Consider the following 19,859-nt stretch of genomic DNA (forward strand, 5'->3'; position numbering starts at 1 on the left):
AAATTTATCAAACCAAGCCGGTGCTGTCAACCGGCGAACTCGAAAGGAATGTCGCTTGATGATTGACTTTACCCGTGATGGTCACCTTCACACCCCATTTTGTCCACATGGCTCGACAGACCCGCTCCAGGCGTACGTCGAACAGGCGTTAGCCCGTGGTATCAAGACGCTCACGTTCACAGAACATGCTCCGCTCCCAGCCCGGTTTCAAGACCCAACACCAGACAAAGATTCGGCGATGGCGTTCGAATTGCTTCCGGATTATATCGAGGCCGTGCAGTCGTTAAAACGGAAGTATCCCGAACTCGACCTTCGCCTCGGCTTAGAGATCGACTACTTGCCCGGCTATGAAGCTGAGACGTTGGCGTTGCTCGAGCCGTATGCCGACGTATTAGATGAAACAATCTTGTCTCAACACTTTCTACTCGTCGCCGGTGAGCTCCTGCCTGTCGACTTCTCGCTCGAGACGTTTCATATCCTCGTCGAACGTGTCGGTTCGTTCGAGGCTGTGATGAAACAATACTATTCGGCGCTCGCTGCCGGCCTCGTATTCCCTTGGGAACGCCTGAAAGTGGACCGCATCGGACATATCGATTTACCAATCAAATATCAGACCAAGTATGTATGGGACCGCTCAAACGTCCTGGCCGAACAGTCGCGCCTGCTCCAGACGATGGCCGCTCGCGGTTTCGGTCTCGACCTCAATACGGCCGGACTGCGCAAGCCTGAATGCGGACAGCCGTATGCCATCGACGTCGCATCTGAGGCGGCCAGACTTGGAATCCCGTTCGTACTCGGTTCGGACGCCCATATCGCCAAAGACGTGGGCGCTGGGTTCGAAACAATACAAAAAAAAGCCACGTTCCTATGAACGTGGCTTTTTCACAGCGATCTAGCTATCTAGATCCCCATTTTTGGTTGTCGATAACGATATGGCGTTCCATTTCTTCATCTATTGACAATAATACCATACTGATTCGGCAATGCAACCTAAAAATGAAAAAAGGATGACGGAGTTGTCATCCTTTGTTATTTAGACCGCCATTTCAGCGTATAAACCTTTTAATTCCTCCGTAGACGCCTCGTCCATCTGTAACGCCACGAGTTCGACGAACTGAAGTGCAGGATCCTTGTCGCCCGACATACGAACGATTTCGGCTGCCGCATCATCGAGCGCGAGCAAGATACCTGATACACCGAGCGTCGGATAGTAACGGAGTAGCGCGCGGACGTGCTTCATTTCTGAAATATCGTTGCCATTAATCTTTAGTGCTTTGACCGCCAACTCTTTATGCGTTCCAATCGCGAACTTATCTTCCCACACCTCTTCGAGTGTGATCAACGCTTCCACATCATAGGCACCATCAGTGAAACGAACTTGTTTTTCCATGTAACATTTCCCCTCTCGTTAATCTACTTTCATTATAAGAGAGGAACACACTAAAAGTTTGTGAAATGTTGAACATTTTGTGGAATTTTTGTCTCACCTAGTTGTGAACATAAAAAAAGGTCCCTCCGAGGAGAGACAAATAATGGAAGAGTAAAACACCATTGGCAGTACATTAATAATATAACACCGAATGTAAACGTTTACAATGTGTTTTTAAAACTATTTTCAAGTGGCATATGTACCACGTCAATTCCGCTCTCGCGCATTAAATCGAGACCGTCGCCATGTTCATAACCGACCGCATAGACGACACGAGCGACGCGGGAGGCAATCAAGGCGAGCGAGCAGGCGTGGCACGGCGAATGGGTCACATAAGCCGTCGCCCCGAATGCGTTCGTCGAATCGGCGGCGAGCTTTCCGATCGCGTTGATTTCAGCATGAATCTCATGCTGTTTCGACCAATTGTGATGATCGTACGGGTCCGAGCATTTGATATAGGTCACACCGTCATGAATGAACGAGACCGGCGTTTCGAGCAAGTCGACCGCATTCGCGGATACATACTCAGCACGCTTATAAAATCCGTCATCCCGCTTTAAGAAGATTTCATTACAGTTCGTATGCCCCGGCGGCGTGCCGTTCAAGCCAATCGAAATCGGCTTCTCATCTTTGACGATGACGCAAGCGACACTTTTAGAGGCACACTTCGAATGACGTACCGCCATCATATCGGCAAACTGTAACCACGTCTCGTCCCATAGGTGTTGTTTATCCATTGTTGATCCTCCTCGAAGAAAAGGAAAGTCTGAATGCTCAGACTTTCCCCGTTCAATATCCAGTCTCTTTTGGCAACTCTTTGTTTTTCGAAGCAATCTCGATGACTTTTTCTTTCAACTCGTGCTCCATCCGATCGAGTTCACGTTCCGCCTCACGACGCTTCTGACGTCCCTCTTGTTGAATCCGGAGCGTCTCATCGAGCGTCGAGAGCAAGTTCTCGTGCGCCACTTTGAGCGACTCGACCGAGACGATGCCTTTCTCGTTCTCTGTGGCAATCTCGATTGACGAATCTTTCAACATCTTCGAGTTCTGCTCGAGCAACGTGTTCGTCGTCTTCGTCACGTCTTGCTGCATCCGGAGCGCCGTCTTTTGACGCGTCAAGCTGAGCGCGAGCACGACTTGGTTTTTCCAGAGCGGAATCGTATTGACGACTGCCGACTCGATTTTTTCGGCTAGAATCTGGTTGTTCTGCTGGATGACCCGGATTTGTGGGGCCATCTGCAGGCTGATCGTCCGGCTCAGTTTCAAATCATGCAACTTTTTCTCGAACCGGTCCGCGAGTTGAATCATATCGTTCAACTGTTGCAGTTTGACCTGGTCTTTCGACATCTCGACTTCTTGACGAAGCGGGGCAATCTCATAGCTCCGCACGTGGTCGAGTTTCGTCTCGCCGGCGGCGATATAGACGTTGAGTTCTTCGAAGTAGCGTTTGTTCTTATCGTACATTTGATCGAGCATCGTGATATCTTTCATCAAGCCGAATTTGGCCCGGTCTAGATTATGGATGACCTCTTCTAAATAGACGCTCATTTTTTCAAACTGCAACTTATAGTTCTCGGCTTTCTTCTTGGCCCGGCCGATGAGCGGAAGGTTGTCCATGAAGCTCTTCTTCTCCGGTTGCAACATGTCCGGGTCCATCTTGCGCACGTTCTGCATCAAGTCGGACAATAGCTTGCCGGCGTCTCCGCCATCTTTCATCCGGACCTCGGTCAAGATTTGGTCCGAGAATTGTGATAGTTCACGTTGTACGTTCGAACCGAATAGCATGACGGAATCTGTCTTTTTAATATCGATTGACTCCGCGATGCGCGTGATCCGTTCCCGGTGCGCTTGTGGGACGTCAGCATTTACTTGAATCGCCGGCACCTCATGTTTATCGGTCATTGATGACCAGTCAACGGACGGGTCTGAGATTGCGTCGGTTTCCGTCTTCGTTTTCGTTTGGGAAGTGAGTTCTTCTTCTGGCCATGACTGCCAGTTCGTTTCATTCGATGAAGTCATGCTTTTTTCTCCCTTCTGGTTGATCGGCCAATACTCTCTCCATCATGATCAACTCTCGTTCAAAATCGACCGCGTCATCTTCGAGGAGACGACTGCGCTGTTGTTTGAACTTGTCGACGATAAGCCGCATATTGGTTATCAACTGTTCACGTGTCTCTTCTTGAATGACGACGCGTTTTCCTTCTAGTTCTTTAAATTTCAATACGACTGACACGAGCGAGTCCAAGTAGAACGTGAACAAGTCACGCACGTGCTTCGCATCTTGAGGGTTCTCGAACAGCTCAGCGAACAGTTCGTGTGCTTCTTTCGAGACCGCCTTCATCTCACGCCGCACCTCGATGTCTTTAATTTCAGGCAAGACGCGGTCGATTTGTTGTAACTTTTCATAGCCTTGTTCAATCGTCCGCTGCAGAAATTGCAGCTCCAAATCATCTGTCGCTTCGAATTGACGCACCGGCGCCGCTTCTTCGAGTGGTTTCAGAATGCGCGAACCGACGAACGGTTCGTCTTCATCGAGCAATAGTTTCTTCTTGGCCCGTTTGGCAACAGGCGCGGGTGCCCGCTTCCGCCGTTTATTGTTCGACCACACTTCGTTCAATACGAGCGCCCCGACGATGATAAACAACCAAGAGAAATCAAAAACGCTTATGGCAAAATATAGGATCGCCCCAGTCAGGGCCCATTTCATCCATGTTTTCATCCGTTTCACCTCGTCTCATGATACTTCTATTGTACCTTACGTGACCCTTCAAAAAAAGTTTCGTCATCTTTCTAAGCTTAGCATAACGCTCCCGTTCACTCCCTCGGTCGCAAGAACGAAAAATGGTAGTACAAAAACCTCCTGATTCGACGAATCAGGAGGTTGCAAACGTTATAATCTGACCCACGTCGTCACCATGACAACGGCGACCGTCACCGGAATGACGTAACGGATCAAGAAGTGCCAAATCGGGTACAACTTTACACCGATGTCTGACGTTTGAATCTCTTCTTTCAGAATGCGTTGATCGACGACATATCCGACGAAAATCGATGTCAAGAGTGCACCGACCGGCATCAAGATGTAACTGACGATGTAATCCATCGAATCAAAGAACGTACGACCGCCCAAGAACTGCATCTCGCTCATGACACCAAATGAAAGCGCAGATGGAATTCCGACTGCGAAGACGATAGCCGCTGACAACAGGGTAACGTTGCGCTTCGAGATTGTGTGTTTCTTCTCGTTCAACTTGTCTGTCACACCGGCGACGACGACTTCGAGCATCGCAATCGACGATGTAATCGAGGCAAACGTGAACAAGAGGAAGAACAACACCATAAAGAATCCTCCGAGCGGTACTTGGTTGAACACCGCTGGTAAGACGACGAAGAGCAGTGCTGGTCCTTCTGCTGGGTCAAGACCCGAAGCAAAGACGGCCGGGAAAATCGCAAGTCCTGCCAATAGCGAGACAGCGATATTCAATAGAACGATCATGTTCGCTGAACGATTGAGCGTCCCTTTCGTCTGAATGTACGACGCGTACGTCAACATGGCCGCGACACCGAGCGATAGCGAGAAGAACGCTTGACCGAGGGCGAACAAAACCGATTCACCGGTCAAGGCAGAGAAGTCAGGTTGCAAGAAGAAGCGAACCCCTTCCATCGCTCCGTCAAGCGTCAACGAACGGATGACGAGCACGATGAAACTGACGAACAAGAGCGGCATTAAAATCTTGCTCATGCGCTCGATGCCAGCCTCGACACCTTTTAAGACAATCAAGAGCGTAATCAATAAGAACAAGAACTGACCGAACACGGCGATGCCTGGTGACGAGACGACATCTCCGAACACGGCACCGAACTCATCAGGCGAACGTCCGTTCAACGTCCCGCTCAGTCCGAGCCCGATGTATATCAAGACCCAACCACCTATGACACTGTAGAATGAGAGCAATAAGAAACATGCGATGACGCCCAGGTAACCGACGAATGTCCAACGACTGTGCCCTAATTTTTTAAAGGCGAGCAGTGCCGTCTTTTGTGTCGAGCGTCCGACGATGAATTCACCAATCAATAACGGTAACCCGAGTAAGAGCGTGAACGCTAAAAACATGAGCAAAAAGGCGCCGCCTCCACTTGTGCCGGTGACATACGGAAATTTCCAGATTGCACCGAGACCAATCGCAGACCCTGCGGCCGCTAAGATGAATCCAATTTTTGAGGCGAACGAATTTTGCGCCATTACCATCCCTACTTCCTGTTTTCATATCTTTTTTCATAATAATAGTGAAATACTAACACGGTTCAGAAATGAGAACAACTAAAAACAGAGAAAAGTCTGAATTCTTTTCTCTGTCAGCAATTTTTATCGATTTTTAGTGTGACGGGACGAGAAATGACAACTCTCTTGGCAGGACATCGACGTCCAGCCGTTCCGCCTCGAAGTGCTCCCCATCGACGTCGATGATTTGAGATTCATTTAAATGGACGGTCAGTTGAGACATCTGTAGATGCACCCATTCCGGAGACGACTGTTCGAGTCCGAGCTGTTGGGTCAACAATTGACGAATCATCGGGAAGCCGATGGCGGAACTATGGACGACCTCGACGAGTCCGTCCGTGAACGACTGGGTCGGGAGTTTCGTCGGTACCGTCCCGAGATAAGCCCCGTTCCCTACATATAGGAAGCTGACTGGTCCATCGTGGACGACTTCCCCACCGTGTTCGATGCGAACATCGAACGGATCGAGTTCACGAAACTGCCGGATCGTCGCTAAAAAGTAACCAATCGACCCGAGTGATTCTTTTTGGAGCGGATCGATTTGTCTCGACGCGTCCGCGATCAGGCCGACCCCGATGAAGTTGAGCCCGTACCGTTCGTTGACTCGCATCACATCGACCGATTGTGCGTAACTCATCTTGAACAAACGGGCCGCCTCGATTGGTTCGACCGGTAGCGCAAGGGCACGGGCGAAATCATTACACGTGCCGGCCGGAATCAGACCGATTGTCGGCCGTTCATCTCGCGGAAGCTTCATCAAGCCATTGACGACCTCATGAAGCGTCCCGTCCCCGCCGATGACAATCAAGTGCTCGTAAGCCCCGCTCTCTTCGGCGAAGCGACCGGCGTCTCCTTGCGCGAGCGTCTTCCGAATCAAAATCTCATCGTATAACGATTCAATCGTCCCGACGACCTCACCGAGCATCGTCTCGTTCCCGCCAGACGTGGGATTGGAGATAATCAATGCTCTCATAACAGACCAGCCTGCTCCAAGAAGTCCTTCGCGACGTCGTACGCCCGTTCATTCCCGTACGCGACGCGACGGTTCAATTCAGACATCTCTTCGTCAGTAATTTTACCACCCAATTGGTTGAGGGCATCCTCGATTTCCGGATGTTCATCGAGCGTCTCTTGTTTCACTAACGGAGCTCCTTGGTAAGGTGGGAAGAACTGTTGGTCGTCCTCGAGGACAAGCAATTCGTTCTCGGCGATATCCGGGTCGGTCGCATACGCATCGACGAGGTTGACGTCTCCACGTGCGATGGCACGATAGCGCAACTTTTGTTCCATCGAGACGACCGACGGGAAATCGAGACCATACGCTTGTTGCAGTCCCGGGTATCCGTCTTCACGGTCTGTGAACTCGAGCGTGAATCCGGCCTTAATATCCGATTGAACGTTTCGTAAATCCGAGATGGCGGTGATGTCTTCTTGCTCGGCATAGTCGCGTGGGATCGCGATGGCGTATGTGTTGTTGAACTGCATCGGTTCAAGCAACGCATAGCCGTCATCGGCGAGCGCGTCTCGAGCCTGTTCATACACTTCACGGGCATCGTTCGAGTTCGGTGTCTCTTTTACGAGACTGGCGAGCACCGTTCCCGTGAACTCCGGATAGATGTCGACATCTCCGGATTGCAGTGCACCCCAGACGAACGTCGTCTCTCCGAAGTTCGGGCGGACAGATACGGACAAATCGGTCTGATCTTCAATCAATAGTTTATACATGTTCATTAAAATCTCAGGCTCTGGCCCAAGTTTCCCGGCGATGACGAGATCGGTCTGTTGTGTTCGACCGAAAGCGAGCGGGGCCGCGACGATGAGCGCCAACACGGTCGAGACTGCAATCAATTTCGTCTTGTTGCGGGTTGCCGTCGCGCCTTCCATTTGGCGAAGTAAGAAATCGAACAACAAGGCAAGGATGGCGGCTGGGATTGCCCCGAGCAGAATCAAATAGTTGTCGTTCCGGTTGATTCCGAGCAGGATTAACGTCCCGAGCCCACCTGCGCCGACGAGGGCGGCGAGCGTCGCCGTTCCGACAATTAATACCATCGCCGTTCGAATCCCGGCCATGATGACCGGAAGTGCGAGCGGGAGTTCGACTTTCATCAAGCTTTGGTTCGGTTTCATCCCACAAGCCCGGGCCGCTTCGATGAGCGATTTGTCGACTTCGTTCAGCCCTGTGAACGTATTTCGCAATATCGGGAGCAACGCATATAACACGAGGGCGATTGTTGCCGGTAAGGCACCGATTCCGACGAGCGGAATCATGAGACCGAGGAGCGCCAATGAAGGAATCGTTTGAATAATGGCGGTGACGCCGATTGCGGTCTCGGCCACTTTCTTGCGGCGCGTCAACCAAATCCCGAGCGGAACGGCGATTAAGACGGCAATCAACAGTGAAACGACGGATAGCTGTAAGTGCTCAATCAGCGCTTCGACGAGTTCGCCCCGCCGATTTTGAAATGTCTCAAGCATCCACTTCACCTCTTCCGCGTTGTGTAAAGTCGAGGACGAACGGGTCCGTGCTCGCTCTGATTTCATCCGGAGTACCGATGACGACCAATTCGCCGTCACGCATCAAAGCGATCCGGTCTCCGAGTTTCATCGCTTCTTGCATGTCATGGGTCACGAATAGAATCGTCTTCCCGAGCTCATCGTTCAAGCGTTTGATGTCGTCCTGAAGTTGACCACGGCTAATCGGGTCGAGTGCCGAGAACGGTTCATCCATCAAAATGACTTCCGGGTCGGCTGCAAGTGCCCTTAGCACGCCGACGCGTTGTTGCTGGCCGCCTGATAGTTCCGTTGGTTTTTTCGCGCGCAGGACCGGGTCCAATCCAGCAATCTTCATGAGTTCGGTCACACGCTCTTTCGTCTTTTGTTTTGGCCATTTCAATAATTCAGGAACGACAGAAATATTTTCTTCCACTGTTAAATGAGGGAATAAGGCAATTTGTTGAAGCACATAGCCGATGTTGCGTCGCAACTCATAAATATCGAATTGATAAATCTCTTTTCCGTCGATGAGGATTTTTCCATCTGTATGGTCAATCAGTCGATTCACCATCTTCATCGTCGTCGTCTTCCCGCACCCCGATGGCCCGATCAAGACAAAAATCTCTCCTTTACGGACTGTCAAATCCAAGTCTTTAACGGCTAGCGTCCCGTCTTCGTAGCGCTTGGATACATTTTGAAATTCTATCAACTCTACCCCTCCTCGGCTCGTAACTGTTTCATGAAAGTCAAATATTAGTTTGCCCGTTTCCAACGTTTGTTAAACAATTGGACGTGCTGATTCGGTACGTGTCACTACTTCCGGCAGGCAGAATCAGGAAAGAAGACTCAAAAAAAGGTCCTCCCGAAGGAGAACCTGGTGTTATGGAAGTGTGATTGTAATGTGGCGACGGCCCCAGTTGATGGCCTCACTTTTAGTATCGACAAGCAAGTCAACGATGTTTCCTTTGATGCGTCCACCGGTATCTAAAGCGATCGCTTGACCGACACCTTCGATTTGAACGACCGTTCCGAGTGGGATAACGGCTGGATCGACAGCGATGATGCGCATGCCATTATAGTAAATCGAATCCGTGACATCATGTCCGGTCGCCGTCAAGACGCGACCTCCGTATGAGCCGTTATCAGCTGCATCGTTCGTGTACGCCGTCGATTCGGCTTGAATAGAACGTCCTGTCGTCGAGACTGGCGATGCGGTCGCTGTCGACGATTGTTTTTTCACAGCTACAGCTTGGCGTTTCGCTTCTTCTTGTCGTGCCTGCTCGGCAGCGGCACGTTTTTCTTCGGCCAACGCTTCACGCTCTGCCTGCTCCCGCTCGGCTTTCTCTTCGGCTACCCGTTTTTCTTCAGCGATTCGTTTAGCTTCAGCGACACGTTTTTCTTCGGCGATGCGTTTTTGTTCGGCAAGTCTCTTTTCTCGGGCAATCTGTTGTTGGCGTTCTTGCTCGATCGCCTTCCGTTCCAATTCAAGTGGGTTTTGGACAATTTTTTGTTCTGTCCCAATTCCGATTTGAGCGGCATCAGCTGTCGCAGCAAACGCAAACGACCCAGCAGCAATCATGAGGACAGTTATCATATATTTTAAGGAATGCATTATTAATAGGTCAGCACCTTTCTCGTCTTCTAACGAACAGGTGTAAATTTACCATGCCCGCGCGACCTCGAGAAGGGATTTTGATGAAGTGAAATATTCCTGACATATGGGCTTAAGGTTGGTTACAATCTGTAACATTTACGATGAACCTACCTCTACCAAGCGTTCTCATAAAAAAATTACAGATTCGTTACAACGTGATGTGTAACAAATCTGTAATCTGTTTGTCATTCTGTTTCAGCATCTATCGAGCGCAAATCGTGAGGTCGCACCATTCCCCATGGTGCCACGTCGACGTCCACTTCGAACGCCTTCGCCCCTTCAATCGCAGACGATTCTTCCTCAGCGACCCGATACGAACTCATGTCATCAATATACACTTGTCGGTCGTAATAGTTGGCTCGAGTGCCCCCGAAGAAAGGCCGTGAACTAACCCGGTCAATGGTCGCATACCCGTCATCCCCAGTTTTGAACGAGACGTATACCGTCCCTGTTTCAACATCTTGTCTACCTTCGAACGAGTCATATTCCAAGTACACAAAATCACCGAAGAACGGGTCGTACGGTTCGTAAGAGCTTGCTTTGAACGTATACGTGTCCCCGAACCAAGAGACGGCATAGACGAGCAGTATAAATCCGACGGCAATCAACACTTGCACAATCGGCACTAACCAAGGTATCAATCGTTTCATGTCTGTGCATCCCCTCTCGTACGACTACGGCTGCGCCACCATAAGGCGAGCGACAATGCGAAGACGATCAATGCTCCGATGAGGAAGAAGAGCGAAATATCGAGTTTATCCCAAACGTAGATGAAATAAATCGTCATTTGAACGAACAAGAAATAGATGAAAGCGAGCACGATTGGTTGACGATTGTGGTCTTGATAGACAAGATAGGCAAGTGCAACCACTTCAAGCAGGATGGCCAGCAAAATTCCCGAATCCTCAAACAATGCGAATGGGATGACAGCGAGCAAGCTAACCCATATCAATTCTGGACGTCGGTGCAACAAATAGACAGCGACGAGGGCGACCGATAAAATCGTCGCCTCAATGACCGACGGCATGCGTTGCGACAACCAGCCTTCCGTCGCATTAATCAAGTACCCGATCGACAAGACTGCCGCGACGAAGAGGTAAAGATAATTCCATTGGGTTCGCTCCCGATAAATGAGAAACAGGACGTGCAGCGCGGCAAGTGCCCATAGCGGCCAAAACCGACCTTCATAGTCGGCGTATTGACCGATTGCGATCAATAGTCCATAGAAACCAAACCAGGCGAAGATGCGGTCGAGTTCGTTGTCCCCATAATGGAACCAGACCCACGTCACCACCAATCCGAACACGATCAATGTGATACCAATCCCTTGAAAGCTATTCGTGATGGCCAAAAAGGCTGCGAGTGCGGCCAAAAACGTAAAAATCGGATGTTTGTATATCAGTATGTGTATGACGGCGACGGCAAGGAATAGCCAGAATAAGAACGGAATTTGCGAGGAAAGATTATACGTCGAGAAGATGACAATCATCGTGGCAACAAAGAAGGCGACGCCCAATAGACGAAATAACGTGACGTAGCGAGACGCCTTCACTTGTAGGCGTTCGGCGGTCACATACATCCCGATCATGAACACGAGGAAAATGGCGACTTTCACAAGGTCAGGAATCGCTTGCCAATTGGCCGCGACAAAACTGAATAGACTGAGCGCAAGCAAAATCGATCCGATTATCACAAGAATAGGCGGTTTGTGCTCACGTTTGTCACCGACCGCCAACTTCTTATGTTCGTACTCGACCAAGCGCTGACCGGTCACTTCATCAAGCAAACCGGCCTCTTTCCATTCACGAACTTTTTTGTCAATGGACACCTGAATCATCCCTTTCGCTTAAAAGGTCAGCTGGCGCGTTCGATCAATTCTAAATCTTTTTTCAATAACACTTGTTTCTCAAATTCGAGACCAAGCTGTTGAAATTCTTCCATGATGGAAACGTCCCCAATAACCGTATTTGTCAATACGGCAGTCACTTCTGCGACCCATCCTTCACGAGTTGATTTGACGATATCACCCACTACGAATTCTACAGTCATAACCAGTCACTTCCAATCTTAAATTTGTTTCTATCATTATAACGAAATTATATCGGTTTGAATACGTTTTCTTTAAGTCGTTTAATAAATTGCGTCAAAATTTTTCCAGTCAATCCCCAAATAATGTAGTCTTCATGTTCGTAAAAAGGTTCTTTCATTTTAATTACCCGTTTTTCGTACGCTTTAGCATTCGCCATCCTGTCAAACGGAATATTTTGATCTGGATTCATCGTCCATTCCATCTCGCCATGAAACGGGTCGAGCAACAACAACGTTTCGACCGGGATCGAGAACAAATGGTCGACTTCATCGGTTTGCCGGACGTCTGGGAGTAACGGTATCACTCCGACAAACGGGTAAATCAGTTGTCGATGCGGCGTCGCGAGCGGTTGCAAGCGTCCAATCACTTCAATGTCCGATTCGGCGAGCAACAGTTCCTCGCCCGTCTCACGAACAGCCGCCTCGACCGGTGTCTCGCCCGGATCGAGACGACCGCCCGGGAAGGAAATTTCTCCGGGTTGGCGACGCATCGTATGGGCGCGCACTTCAAAGATGACGTGCCACGCCCCTTCGATCTCGGTCAAAGGAATCATCACGGCAGCTGTCTGTTCATAGTTTTCCTCCATCGAGAAACTGTCACGTAATTGTTGTTCCGTAATCCACGATTGTTTCATTCTATCCACCTCATTCTCTTTGTTTCTACACTTCCACCATTGTCTCCTCGTTTAAACGCATCAAATGTCGGAAATATCATTATTAATGATAGGAGATGGTAGATGTGGTGGACAAACAAGTTGATGTATTGATTGTCGGGGCGGGTCCAACCGGACTCACGCTCGCGCTGACGTTGGCCAGATATGGAATTTCATTTGAAATCATCGATCGCAAGACGACACCGTCGAACAATTCACGCGCCATCGGAATTCAACCTCGGACGATTGAAGTCTTCTCTCGGCTCGATGTCGCCAAAGAAGTGCTCGGCCGGGCGCGGACAATCGAGAAAGGAAATCTATACTTCTCAGGGCAATGGACGGCCAAGCTCGAGTTCTCTCGTCTCGTCACGCCCTACCCGTTCGTGACGTTGCTCCGTCAAAACGAGACCGAAGCGATTCTCGAAGCAGCGTTGAACGAGCACGGGCATTACGTCCAGCGCGGTGAATCGCTCGTCTCACTGACACACTATCCGTCCCGTGTGCTCGCACATCTGCAGTCGGACTCGAACCGGACAATCGAGGCCAAGTATGTCGTGGCAGCCGACGGGGCGAACAGCTCGATTCGACGCATGCTCGCTCTGCCGTTCAGCGGAAAATCGTTCAAGGAATCGTGGGTGCTCGCCGACATGAAAGCCAAATGGAATATCTCGCGCGAAGAAGTCCATATCTTCTTTTCGGACCGTGGCGTTTTAGAAGTATTTCCGCTCACGGACGACACAATTCGCATCACCGGTAATCTCGCGAGCAACGAATCGTTCAGTGAGGCGGAACTACGTGAATTGATCGAACAGCGCAGTCACATGGATGTCGAAATCGATGAGGTCGAATGGTTTTCCTTGTTCCGGGTCCATAACCGCATGGTCGACTCGTTCATTCACAATCGCGTCATCCTCATGGGAGACGCCGCCCATATCAATTCACCCGTCGGCGGACAAGGCATGAATACCGGCATCGCCGACTCGTTCAACCTCGGTTGGAAGCTGTGGCTTCATTTGAAGGCAGGTGCCCCTTACCGCGTCGTTGCGTCTTATCGCGATGAGCGCGAGCATGTGGCACGCAACGTGCTTCAGACAACAAACATCGCGACCGAAGTGTTACAGACGACGCTCCCGGTCCTGTTACCGTTCCAAGCGCTCGGCGCCGACGTCTTCACGCGTGTCAATCTCATCAATCAAAAAATCACAGAACGGATTGCCCAGCTACACTTGTCGTATCCCGGACATTCCCGCGTCCCGTTCTTACGCGTTACCGAGGGCAAAATTTTTCCAGAAATCGAGATTATCCGGACGGATGATGGTCTCCGTACCAAGATTTCAGAAGTCGCCGACGGACGGTTCCAAGTGCTTGTGCTCGACGATGATAAACGAGACGCGAGCGCTCTCTATACGTATTTGAACGAGCATCAAGCATTCTTCCAAATCATCACGCTATCGAAGACGAGCCGTCCCTTCTTCGATCAAGGCAACGAGCTCGCGAAGTCGTTATTCATGAAACGCGGTGTTCTTGTCATCCGCCCCGACGGGTATCTGCTCCACAAACAGCGGCATCTCCGACCGGACGCGCTGCAAGAAACGATGGCAGCTTGGTTGCCGTCCTCATGACAAAAGCTCCGCTCATGATGAGCGGAGCTTTTGTTTACGATTGATTATAATAGAGCGTCCCCGGTTTCGACAGTGTCAAGTCGTAAAATGTCTCGAATGCTTCGATGTCCTCCAACTTACGAAAATCAACTTTGTCCGTCTCTTCATTCGGGATTGCGATGATGATACCGTCCTCAGTTTGCTTGATCATCCCGGTCTGCCCGTTATGAATCCGGATGTAGAGCACGTGCTTGTCTTCTAACAGCGTCACCGCTTCGCGACGCGATTGAATCGTTGTTTTCATAGTCATCCCTCACTTTCTTTTGAGTATACCGGTCTATCGTTGTTGCTTTCAAGCGGTTGCGCCCTTAAAATTATGTAAAGAAGGGGTTGAACGCTTTGAATTTGGAAACTATTTTAATTATCGTCTTAGGCATCACATTCGTTGTGCTCGTCTCGATCCGCGCCGTCCGCAATTTGCAGTGGGTCCGCTTCGGTGAGGCGTTCGGCAAACAAGGCGAGGCGCTGCTTGACGACTATACGTACTTAACAGAACAAGGCATCACGTGTCGCGTCGAGCACGGTTTGCCGACCGGTCGCCTGTTCCGCCCGCTCGCCAAAAACTTGGACGACCGGGTCGCCTTGTTCGTCCATCGCAAAGACGAACAGAAGGCTCGACAATTATTGAAATAAAAATGGCGCTGAGACTACAGCGCCGTTGTGTCAGGCTGTAGACATTAACATCGTCTGCAGCCTTTGTATTTGTCCGACCGGGCACAATGAAAATGGCGCTGACTCTTCAGCGCCATTTTCATTTATGTACTTGCCGCTCCGAGCAATAGTAGGCGATGTGTTTAATCGTCGCCTCAGACAACAGCTCGAGCTTCGTCTTCGTGATAACATCGTCAATCACATCGAACGTCTCGGCACAGTTCGCTTTGATGCGTTCCACTTTGAGACGTGGTGTCTCCGGGAATATTAAAAATGACGTGACGGGGACAGCTTGTCCGCATTGCCTCTTCAAGACACTCCGGACGTGCTTCGTCATCCGCTCAAGTTCTTCCATCGGATGCGGATAGATGTTTTTCCAACCGAGCGGCGTCTCGAGACGACAATCCCGGTTCGTCATATGGACGGCCGACGTCGTCCGGTTGATGCGGACTAAAAAGACGCCCTTCGGTCCGACCAACACATAATCGAGCACGTCATCACCGAGCTGGACGTGTTCAATCATCATCCAATCAAAGCGACATGTATGACGAATGATCTCGACGATCTCGTCCGTGTACGATTTCGGTGGTGCGATGACTTCTTCTTTCGTGCGGAACAAGCCTTTCGTCTGTCGTTTCTCAGGTTCTTTCTTGACGGCCGTCAATACTTGTAACATCTTCTCCACCTCCTCCCTTTATTCGCTTGGACCGACCTGTTTTCCGAAGACGGCCTTTTCTAAATTCGAGATGCGTCGCAACATGTCATAGTTCGACGCGACAGGCTGGGCCGGTTTGACCGGTTCTGCTGCTTGTTCGTTCGAACCGCGACGAAGCGACTCGTTCTCTTGGCGCAACCGTTCGATTTCTTTCGTCATCTTCTCGTAATCGCGGATGACGACGTCCAAAAACTGGTCGACTTCTTCTTGTGAGTAGCCACGGAGGGCGGTTTTGAATTCTTGTTTATAAATGGCTTCAGCTGTTAGTTCGGTCTGCATGATTTTCACTCCCAATGTTGTTCCCATTGTTTTTCTTCTTCGATTACACGTAACTCTTCCGGCGTAATCAAGAATAACTCCATCTGGTGTTTTCGTTTAGCCCCTTCGACGAGAAAACGAGGGCTTCCCCCCGTCTCTTCGTCATACAGCGTGATTAATCCTGCTGCTTTGTCCAAAAAGAAGGCGGTTTTTGCGCGCAATTGGCTCGGGTCCTCGTACGGACGTTGGGTCAGCGGTTCAAAAAAGTCAGCCTCGAGCTGCAAGCGGATGAACAGTTCTTGTTCAAACGGCTTGTACTTCTCTTCCATCTGTAAAAAAGGTGGAAACACGGCAATTTTGATTGGATAAGATTCTCTTAACTCTAACAATACTTCTCCCGCCCACAATTCACAACCGTTCGTGCCACTAAAGATGAACCATTCGGCCCCAAGCTCGATTGCTTCCATTATTTTTCGCTCGTAAGCTTCCTTGATGATATCGATGCCAGGATGGTCGGCTTTGAAGATGCCGAGCTCATGTGGCCGATATCCTGTGATGGCGACAACTTTCATGACCGCTTCCTTTCTAACCGATTCATCCGATGACGGAGTGCCCGCATCTCGGTCAAGGCGGTCTGTCGAAGTACCGTCTCTTTCCGTTCCGAGAGCGTCAGCGCCTGCTCGGTGAACGTGATGGCTCGGTTGATGTCTTTTTGATGATGTTCGGCATATTTCGCCAACTCGACGAATGCTTCGACCGTACCGACCTGTTCGAACAGCGGCAACGCCTGCTCCATCTGGCCGGTCCGTTTCAACAGCAGGGCTTGACGCATCAAGGCACGTTTCGTCGGTTGTTCAAGCCGCTCATATTCTTGAAGCGCCGCCTCGGCGTTACCGAGATCGTTCAACCAGTGGGCCCGCTCTTCCCCAAACGGCGTTTCATCGGCTTCGACGAGATGACAGAGACGTTTATAAAGTGAGACAAGACTCAAACAGTCAGCATGGTGGTGTTCGATGACGGGCTGGATGATATCCGGTTCCCGTTCTTTCACGTATTGAAAATAGTGCATCGGCGCCAAAAAGCCAGGCATGTCGTCCGTCCGGGCATGACCGAAGTGGGCCTCGACCGCTTTGAGCGAGACCGATTCAAGTGTCGGTTTCAACAGACGACGTGAGGCATGCAACAAATCGACGTGGCCGACGGCCGGGAGCGCCTTCACTTTCGAACGGACGAACGTATGCCTTGTTTTGATTTGGGGCCAGTCGAACGACTTGCCGTTATACGTCACGAAACGAACCTCGTCGCCGATGTCATTCAAGAAGTGATAGTAGAACGCCGTCTCGAATGCCGGGTGCGGCAACACGTACTGAATCATCTCCAGATGATCGTCTTGGAAGCGCGCGAAGCCGATTAAAAAGATTGAGGTGCCGGAGCCGCGAAGCCCGGTCGTCTCGGTGTCCATGAACAATACCTGTTCAGATGGCACATCGACTTGAAAGAACGGATGGGTCGATGTCGCGAGCGAGGCTTTCGCCTCTCCGAACGTATAATCATGATACGTCTCATCGAGTGGATAAATCTGTTTCAAGCGGACGCACCACTCTTGTTCGAACGTCAAAATCTCTCCGCCGCGCTCGCGCCACTTCGCCTGTTCGACGTCGTCCGGCGTCACGGTCACCTGTTTCGGTTCATTCGTTTTAATGAGTCGTGATAGTTTTGCTTTCATATCGTTCCTTTCAATGCTTGCAACTGTCTGACGACCTGCTGTTTAAAGTCACCGTAGCCGATCATTCCGACACAGCGCGGACAACCGCTCTCGCACGGACAATCGTCGACCGTTCGAATGGCCGCATCCAAGACCTCATCGGCGTCACGATAAAGTGCTTCGCTCAGCCCGATGCCGCCCGGATAACGGTCATATAAATAAACGGTCGGTTTATTCGTATGGGTCGCTTTCATTTGAATCGTCGTGAACAGATCGAGCGTGTCACACATCAAATAGAGCGGGGCTAGGCGTCGCAACAGATCGCTGACCGCCTCGAGCTGGTCTTCCATGTCGGCTTCCGAATAGGCGAACCGTTCGTCGAGCGTGAACCATGTCGCGGTCGTATGAAGTTCCCGCTCCGGCAAGTGAATCGGTCCGGAACCGATATTCTCATGCGTCCCGAACTTGATTTTCTTGAACAGGGTCGCCATCGCGATGACCGACACTTCCCCGAACGTCTTCACGCCGGTCGTCTTGTTCTCTTCCAACACTTTCAGTTCGACTGCCAAATTGGCGTCCGTATAGTAGTCGACGTCGACGCGTCGGACGTACGCTTTCTTCTCTTCGAAGTCGAGACGTTCGACTTGATACTGTTCGGCGCCATGTAAATAGATGGCTTCGTCGTGGAGCAACGTCATCGCGCTGAACGTATCCATCTCACCGATGACTTGGTTCTTCGCGGTTTGATCGACGATGACGACGTTCTCTTGGTCACTCCTCCGAAGCGAGATGTCATGGGCCGGGAACGCATCAGTCATCCAATAATATTTATCGGCCCGTTCGTGCAAGATGTGGGCGTCCGTCAAGAAATCGAGAATCTCTTCCGTCTCGACCGTGCCGAACCGCTCCCCTTTCTGGAAAGGCAGTTCGAAGGCGGCACATTTCATATGGTCGACGAGGATGATTAAATTGTTCGGGTCGAGACGAGCCGCTTCCGGAGACCGGTCTAAAATCAAATCGGGCTGTTCGACGACGAGTTGGTCGAGCGATGACGATGAGGCGACGAAGATGACGAGCGCCTCGGAATGACGGCGTCCGGCCCGGCCGGCTTGTTGCCACATCGAGGCGACCGTTCCCGGATAGCCGTTCAACACACACGCTTGCAATTGACCGATATCGACGCCGAGTTCAAGCGCATTCGTCGAGACGACGGCCTTAATCTCCCCGTTACGGAGCCGGCGCTCGATTTCGCGACGCTCCGACGGCAAGTAACCGCCTCGGTACCCGACAATCGACTTTGGACCGAGCTCGCGCCGCGTCAATTCTTGTAAATACGTCAACAACACCTCGACCCTGACGCGTGAGCGGGCGAAGACGATTGTTTGGATGTCCGCCTCGACCAATTTTGAGGCAATGCGCTTCGTCTCGAGCGTCGCGCTTCGGCGAATGCCGAGCGCTTCATTGACGACGGGCGGGTTATAGAAAATCAAATGCTTCTTGCCTTGTGGCGCACCGTTATTGTCGACGAGGACGACGTCTTCTTCCGTCAACAGTTCAGCCAGCTCGACCGGGTTGGCAATCGTCGCCGACGTCATAATCCATTTCGGATGACTCCCGTAATAGGCGCAAATCCGTTTCAGGCGGCGGAAGACGTTGGCGACATGGCTACCGAACACGCCGCGATACGTATGAAGCTCATCGACGACGATATACTCCAAATTCTCGAACAAGCGAATCCATTTCGTATGATGCGGCAAGATGCCGGAATGCAGCATATCTGGATTTGTGATGACGATATTGCCGGCGTCCCGTACTTTCGTTCGGGCTGCCGGTGCCGTGTCGCCATCATAGGTGAAGCAACGCAAGTCGCCCTCGAGCGCTTCGACCATCTCCATCAAATCGCTGTTTTGGTCTTGCGCGAGCGCCTTCGTCGGATACAAATAGAGCGCCCGAGCGTTCGGTTGTTCAATCATTTTCGACAGGACGGGTAGATTGTAACAGAGCGTCTTCCCGGATGCGGTCGGTGTGACGATGACCGTCGAGTTCCCACGCGACGTCTGCTCGATTGCTTCGGCTTGATGGGTGTACAGTTGTTCAATTCCCCGGCCATGCAACACCCGGACGAGATCTGGCGGCACACTCGACGGAATCGGTGCGTAGCGGGCCGGTTTCGCCTCGACCGTATGCCAATGTGTCACGTTTTGAGAAAAACCCGGGTCGGTCTTGAGCGTATGGATCATTTCTTCCACGGAACGTTTTTTCCGCATGAG

General features: G+C 50.9%; 21 protein-coding genes and 1 pseudogene. 3 read left to right on the forward strand and 19 right to left on the reverse strand.

Translation table 11 applies throughout. The features are described from left to right. Positions 1–58 precede the first annotated feature (58 nt). A complete protein-coding gene (gene hisJ, locus ACZ2GZ_RS08590) occupies positions 59–871 on the forward strand; it encodes a histidinol-phosphatase HisJ (RefSeq protein ID WP_214713736.1) in 813 nt (270 codons plus the stop codon). Between the two features lie 162 nt (positions 872–1,033). On the opposite strand, the gene ACZ2GZ_RS08595 is transcribed toward hisJ, so the two are convergent. The 13 genes and pseudogenes from ACZ2GZ_RS08595 to ACZ2GZ_RS08655 form a co-directional block, all read right to left on the reverse strand. Further along, positions 1,034–1,390 carry a hypothetical protein gene (locus tag ACZ2GZ_RS08595; protein WP_029595627.1) on the reverse strand — a complete coding sequence of 119 codons (357 nt, stop codon included), beginning with the start codon at positions 1,388–1,390 and terminating at the stop codon, positions 1,034–1,036. A 200-nt stretch (positions 1,391–1,590) separates the two neighbouring features. Next, entirely contained in the window at positions 1,591–2,166 is a 576-nt protein-coding gene (locus ACZ2GZ_RS08600) for a deoxycytidylate deaminase (protein WP_214713737.1), read from the reverse strand. A 52-nt stretch (positions 2,167–2,218) separates the two neighbouring features. Further along, positions 2,219–3,448, reverse strand: a complete 1,230-nt coding sequence (locus ACZ2GZ_RS08605) for a toxic anion resistance protein (RefSeq protein WP_029595629.1) — start codon at positions 3,446–3,448, stop codon at positions 2,219–2,221. Continuing rightward, entirely contained in the window at positions 3,432–4,148 is a 717-nt protein-coding gene (locus ACZ2GZ_RS08610) for a 5-bromo-4-chloroindolyl phosphate hydrolysis family protein (protein WP_029595630.1), read from the reverse strand. The genes ACZ2GZ_RS08605 and ACZ2GZ_RS08610 overlap by 17 nt, the downstream gene beginning before the upstream one ends. Positions 4,149–4,319: 171 nt before the next feature. Beyond that, on the reverse strand, positions 4,320–5,672 hold the full coding sequence (locus tag ACZ2GZ_RS08615; RefSeq protein WP_029595631.1) for a sodium-dependent transporter: 1,353 nt from the start codon (positions 5,670–5,672) through the stop codon (positions 4,320–4,322). A gap of 133 nt (positions 5,673–5,805) precedes the next feature. Continuing rightward, positions 5,806–6,684 carry a diacylglycerol/lipid kinase family protein gene (locus tag ACZ2GZ_RS08620; protein WP_029595632.1) on the reverse strand — a complete coding sequence of 293 codons (879 nt, stop codon included), beginning with the start codon at positions 6,682–6,684 and terminating at the stop codon, positions 5,806–5,808. After that, positions 6,681–8,186 (reverse strand): ABC transporter permease/substrate-binding protein, encoded by a 1,506-nt coding sequence (locus tag ACZ2GZ_RS08625; RefSeq protein WP_021067248.1) that lies wholly within the window; start codon positions 8,184–8,186, stop codon positions 6,681–6,683. Before ACZ2GZ_RS08625 ends, ACZ2GZ_RS08620 begins: the two co-directional genes overlap by 4 nt. Before the next feature lie 10 nt (positions 8,187–8,196). Beyond that, positions 8,197–8,913, reverse strand: a pseudogene (locus ACZ2GZ_RS08630) (ABC transporter ATP-binding protein); the annotation flags it as partial. A gap of 171 nt (positions 8,914–9,084) precedes the next feature. Beyond that, entirely contained in the window at positions 9,085–9,783 is a 699-nt protein-coding gene (locus tag ACZ2GZ_RS08635; protein ID WP_241764589.1) for a 3D domain-containing protein, read from the reverse strand. A 260-nt stretch (positions 9,784–10,043) separates the two neighbouring features. Continuing rightward, a complete protein-coding gene (locus tag ACZ2GZ_RS08640; protein WP_029595635.1) occupies positions 10,044–10,508 on the reverse strand; it encodes a GDYXXLXY domain-containing protein in 465 nt (154 codons plus the stop codon). Further along, a complete protein-coding gene (locus ACZ2GZ_RS08645; RefSeq protein WP_214713741.1) occupies positions 10,505–11,695 on the reverse strand; it encodes a DUF2157 domain-containing protein in 1,191 nt (396 codons plus the stop codon). The genes ACZ2GZ_RS08640 and ACZ2GZ_RS08645 overlap by 4 nt, the downstream gene beginning before the upstream one ends. 17 nt (positions 11,696–11,712) lie before the next feature. Next, on the reverse strand, positions 11,713–11,907 hold the full coding sequence (locus ACZ2GZ_RS08650) for a DUF2187 family protein (RefSeq protein WP_029595637.1): 195 nt from the start codon (positions 11,905–11,907) through the stop codon (positions 11,713–11,715). A gap of 47 nt (positions 11,908–11,954) precedes the next feature. Continuing rightward, on the reverse strand, positions 11,955–12,581 hold the full coding sequence (locus tag ACZ2GZ_RS08655; protein WP_214713743.1) for an NUDIX hydrolase: 627 nt from the start codon (positions 12,579–12,581) through the stop codon (positions 11,955–11,957). 107 nt (positions 12,582–12,688) lie between these two features. Here ACZ2GZ_RS08655 and ACZ2GZ_RS08660 point away from each other — a divergent pair, with 107 nt between their 5' ends. After that, entirely contained in the window at positions 12,689–14,221 is a 1,533-nt protein-coding gene (locus ACZ2GZ_RS08660) for an FAD-dependent monooxygenase (RefSeq protein ID WP_353048029.1), read from the forward strand. Positions 14,222–14,255: 34 nt separating this feature from the next. Here ACZ2GZ_RS08660 and ACZ2GZ_RS08665 read toward each other — a convergent pair whose 3' ends face one another. Further along, complete coding sequence (locus ACZ2GZ_RS08665) at positions 14,256–14,504, reverse strand: hypothetical protein (RefSeq protein ID WP_029595640.1); 249 nt, start codon at positions 14,502–14,504, stop codon at positions 14,256–14,258. A gap of 95 nt (positions 14,505–14,599) precedes the next feature. Here ACZ2GZ_RS08665 and ACZ2GZ_RS08670 point away from each other — a divergent pair, with 95 nt between their 5' ends. Continuing rightward, positions 14,600–14,893: a hypothetical protein gene (locus ACZ2GZ_RS08670; RefSeq protein ID WP_021067239.1), complete on the forward strand. Its 294-nt coding sequence runs from the start codon at positions 14,600–14,602 to the stop codon at positions 14,891–14,893. A gap of 118 nt (positions 14,894–15,011) precedes the next feature. On the opposite strand, the gene ACZ2GZ_RS08675 is transcribed toward ACZ2GZ_RS08670, so the two are convergent. The 5 genes from ACZ2GZ_RS08675 to ACZ2GZ_RS08695 are packed head-to-tail and all read right to left on the reverse strand — an operon-like array spanning position 15,012 to position 19,856. Further along, entirely contained in the window at positions 15,012–15,587 is a 576-nt protein-coding gene (locus ACZ2GZ_RS08675) for an NERD domain-containing protein (protein ID WP_214713747.1), read from the reverse strand. 18 nt (positions 15,588–15,605) lie between these two features. After that, complete coding sequence (gene gpsB / locus ACZ2GZ_RS08680) at positions 15,606–15,905, reverse strand: cell division regulator GpsB (RefSeq protein ID WP_021067237.1); 300 nt, start codon at positions 15,903–15,905, stop codon at positions 15,606–15,608. A gap of 5 nt (positions 15,906–15,910) precedes the next feature. Continuing rightward, the gene (locus ACZ2GZ_RS08685; protein WP_021067236.1) at positions 15,911–16,456 is read right to left on the reverse strand and encodes an SLOG family protein; all 546 of its coding nucleotides are present in this window, start codon (positions 16,454–16,456) and stop codon (positions 15,911–15,913) included. After that, positions 16,453–17,610, reverse strand: coding sequence for a ribonuclease H-like domain-containing protein (locus ACZ2GZ_RS08690; protein WP_021067235.1), 1,158 nt, complete (start codon positions 17,608–17,610; stop codon positions 16,453–16,455). Before ACZ2GZ_RS08690 ends, ACZ2GZ_RS08685 begins: the two co-directional genes overlap by 4 nt. After that, positions 17,607–19,856: a DEAD/DEAH box helicase gene (locus ACZ2GZ_RS08695; RefSeq protein WP_470295184.1), complete on the reverse strand. Its 2,250-nt coding sequence runs from the start codon at positions 19,854–19,856 to the stop codon at positions 17,607–17,609. Before ACZ2GZ_RS08695 ends, ACZ2GZ_RS08690 begins: the two co-directional genes overlap by 4 nt. Positions 19,857–19,859 lie beyond the last annotated feature (3 nt).

The organism is Exiguobacterium sp. KKT215, assembly GCF_055635335.1.

Excerpts from the sequence above, each read along its gene's own strand:
- hisJ (WP_214713736.1), top strand. The coding sequence starts at position 59 with ATGATTGACTTTACCCGTGATGGTCACCTTCACACCCCATTTTGTCCA.
- ACZ2GZ_RS08595 (WP_029595627.1), bottom strand. The coding sequence starts at position 1,390 with ATGGAAAAACAAGTTCGTTTCACTGATGGTGCCTATGATGTGGAAGCG.
- ACZ2GZ_RS08600 (WP_214713737.1), bottom strand. The coding sequence starts at position 2,166 with ATGGATAAACAACACCTATGGGACGAGACGTGGTTACAGTTTGCCGAT.
- ACZ2GZ_RS08605 (WP_029595629.1), bottom strand. The coding sequence starts at position 3,448 with ATGACTTCATCGAATGAAACGAACTGGCAGTCATGGCCAGAAGAAGAA.
- ACZ2GZ_RS08610 (WP_029595630.1), bottom strand. The coding sequence starts at position 4,148 with ATGAAAACATGGATGAAATGGGCCCTGACTGGGGCGATCCTATATTTT.
- ACZ2GZ_RS08615 (WP_029595631.1), bottom strand. The coding sequence starts at position 5,672 with ATGGCGCAAAATTCGTTCGCCTCAAAAATTGGATTCATCTTAGCGGCC.
- ACZ2GZ_RS08620 (WP_029595632.1), bottom strand. The coding sequence starts at position 6,684 with ATGAGAGCATTGATTATCTCCAATCCCACGTCTGGCGGGAACGAGACG.
- ACZ2GZ_RS08625 (WP_021067248.1), bottom strand. The coding sequence starts at position 8,186 with ATGCTTGAGACATTTCAAAATCGGCGGGGCGAACTCGTCGAAGCGCTG.
- ACZ2GZ_RS08635 (WP_241764589.1), bottom strand. The coding sequence starts at position 9,783 with ATGATTGCTGCTGGGTCGTTTGCGTTTGCTGCGACAGCTGATGCCGCT.
- ACZ2GZ_RS08640 (WP_029595635.1), bottom strand. The coding sequence starts at position 10,508 with ATGAAACGATTGATACCTTGGTTAGTGCCGATTGTGCAAGTGTTGATT.
- ACZ2GZ_RS08645 (WP_214713741.1), bottom strand. The coding sequence starts at position 11,695 with ATGATTCAGGTGTCCATTGACAAAAAAGTTCGTGAATGGAAAGAGGCC.
- ACZ2GZ_RS08650 (WP_029595637.1), bottom strand. The coding sequence starts at position 11,907 with ATGACTGTAGAATTCGTAGTGGGTGATATCGTCAAATCAACTCGTGAA.
- ACZ2GZ_RS08655 (WP_214713743.1), bottom strand. The coding sequence starts at position 12,581 with ATGAAACAATCGTGGATTACGGAACAACAATTACGTGACAGTTTCTCG.
- ACZ2GZ_RS08665 (WP_029595640.1), bottom strand. The coding sequence starts at position 14,504 with ATGAAAACAACGATTCAATCGCGTCGCGAAGCGGTGACGCTGTTAGAA.
- ACZ2GZ_RS08675 (WP_214713747.1), bottom strand. The coding sequence starts at position 15,587 with ATGTTACAAGTATTGACGGCCGTCAAGAAAGAACCTGAGAAACGACAG.
- gpsB (WP_021067237.1), bottom strand. The coding sequence starts at position 15,905 with ATGCAGACCGAACTAACAGCTGAAGCCATTTATAAACAAGAATTCAAA.
- ACZ2GZ_RS08685 (WP_021067236.1), bottom strand. The coding sequence starts at position 16,456 with ATGAAAGTTGTCGCCATCACAGGATATCGGCCACATGAGCTCGGCATC.
- ACZ2GZ_RS08690 (WP_021067235.1), bottom strand. The coding sequence starts at position 17,610 with ATGAAAGCAAAACTATCACGACTCATTAAAACGAATGAACCGAAACAG.
- ACZ2GZ_RS08695 (WP_470295184.1), bottom strand. The coding sequence starts at position 19,856 with ATGCGGAAAAAACGTTCCGTGGAAGAAATGATCCATACGCTCAAGACC.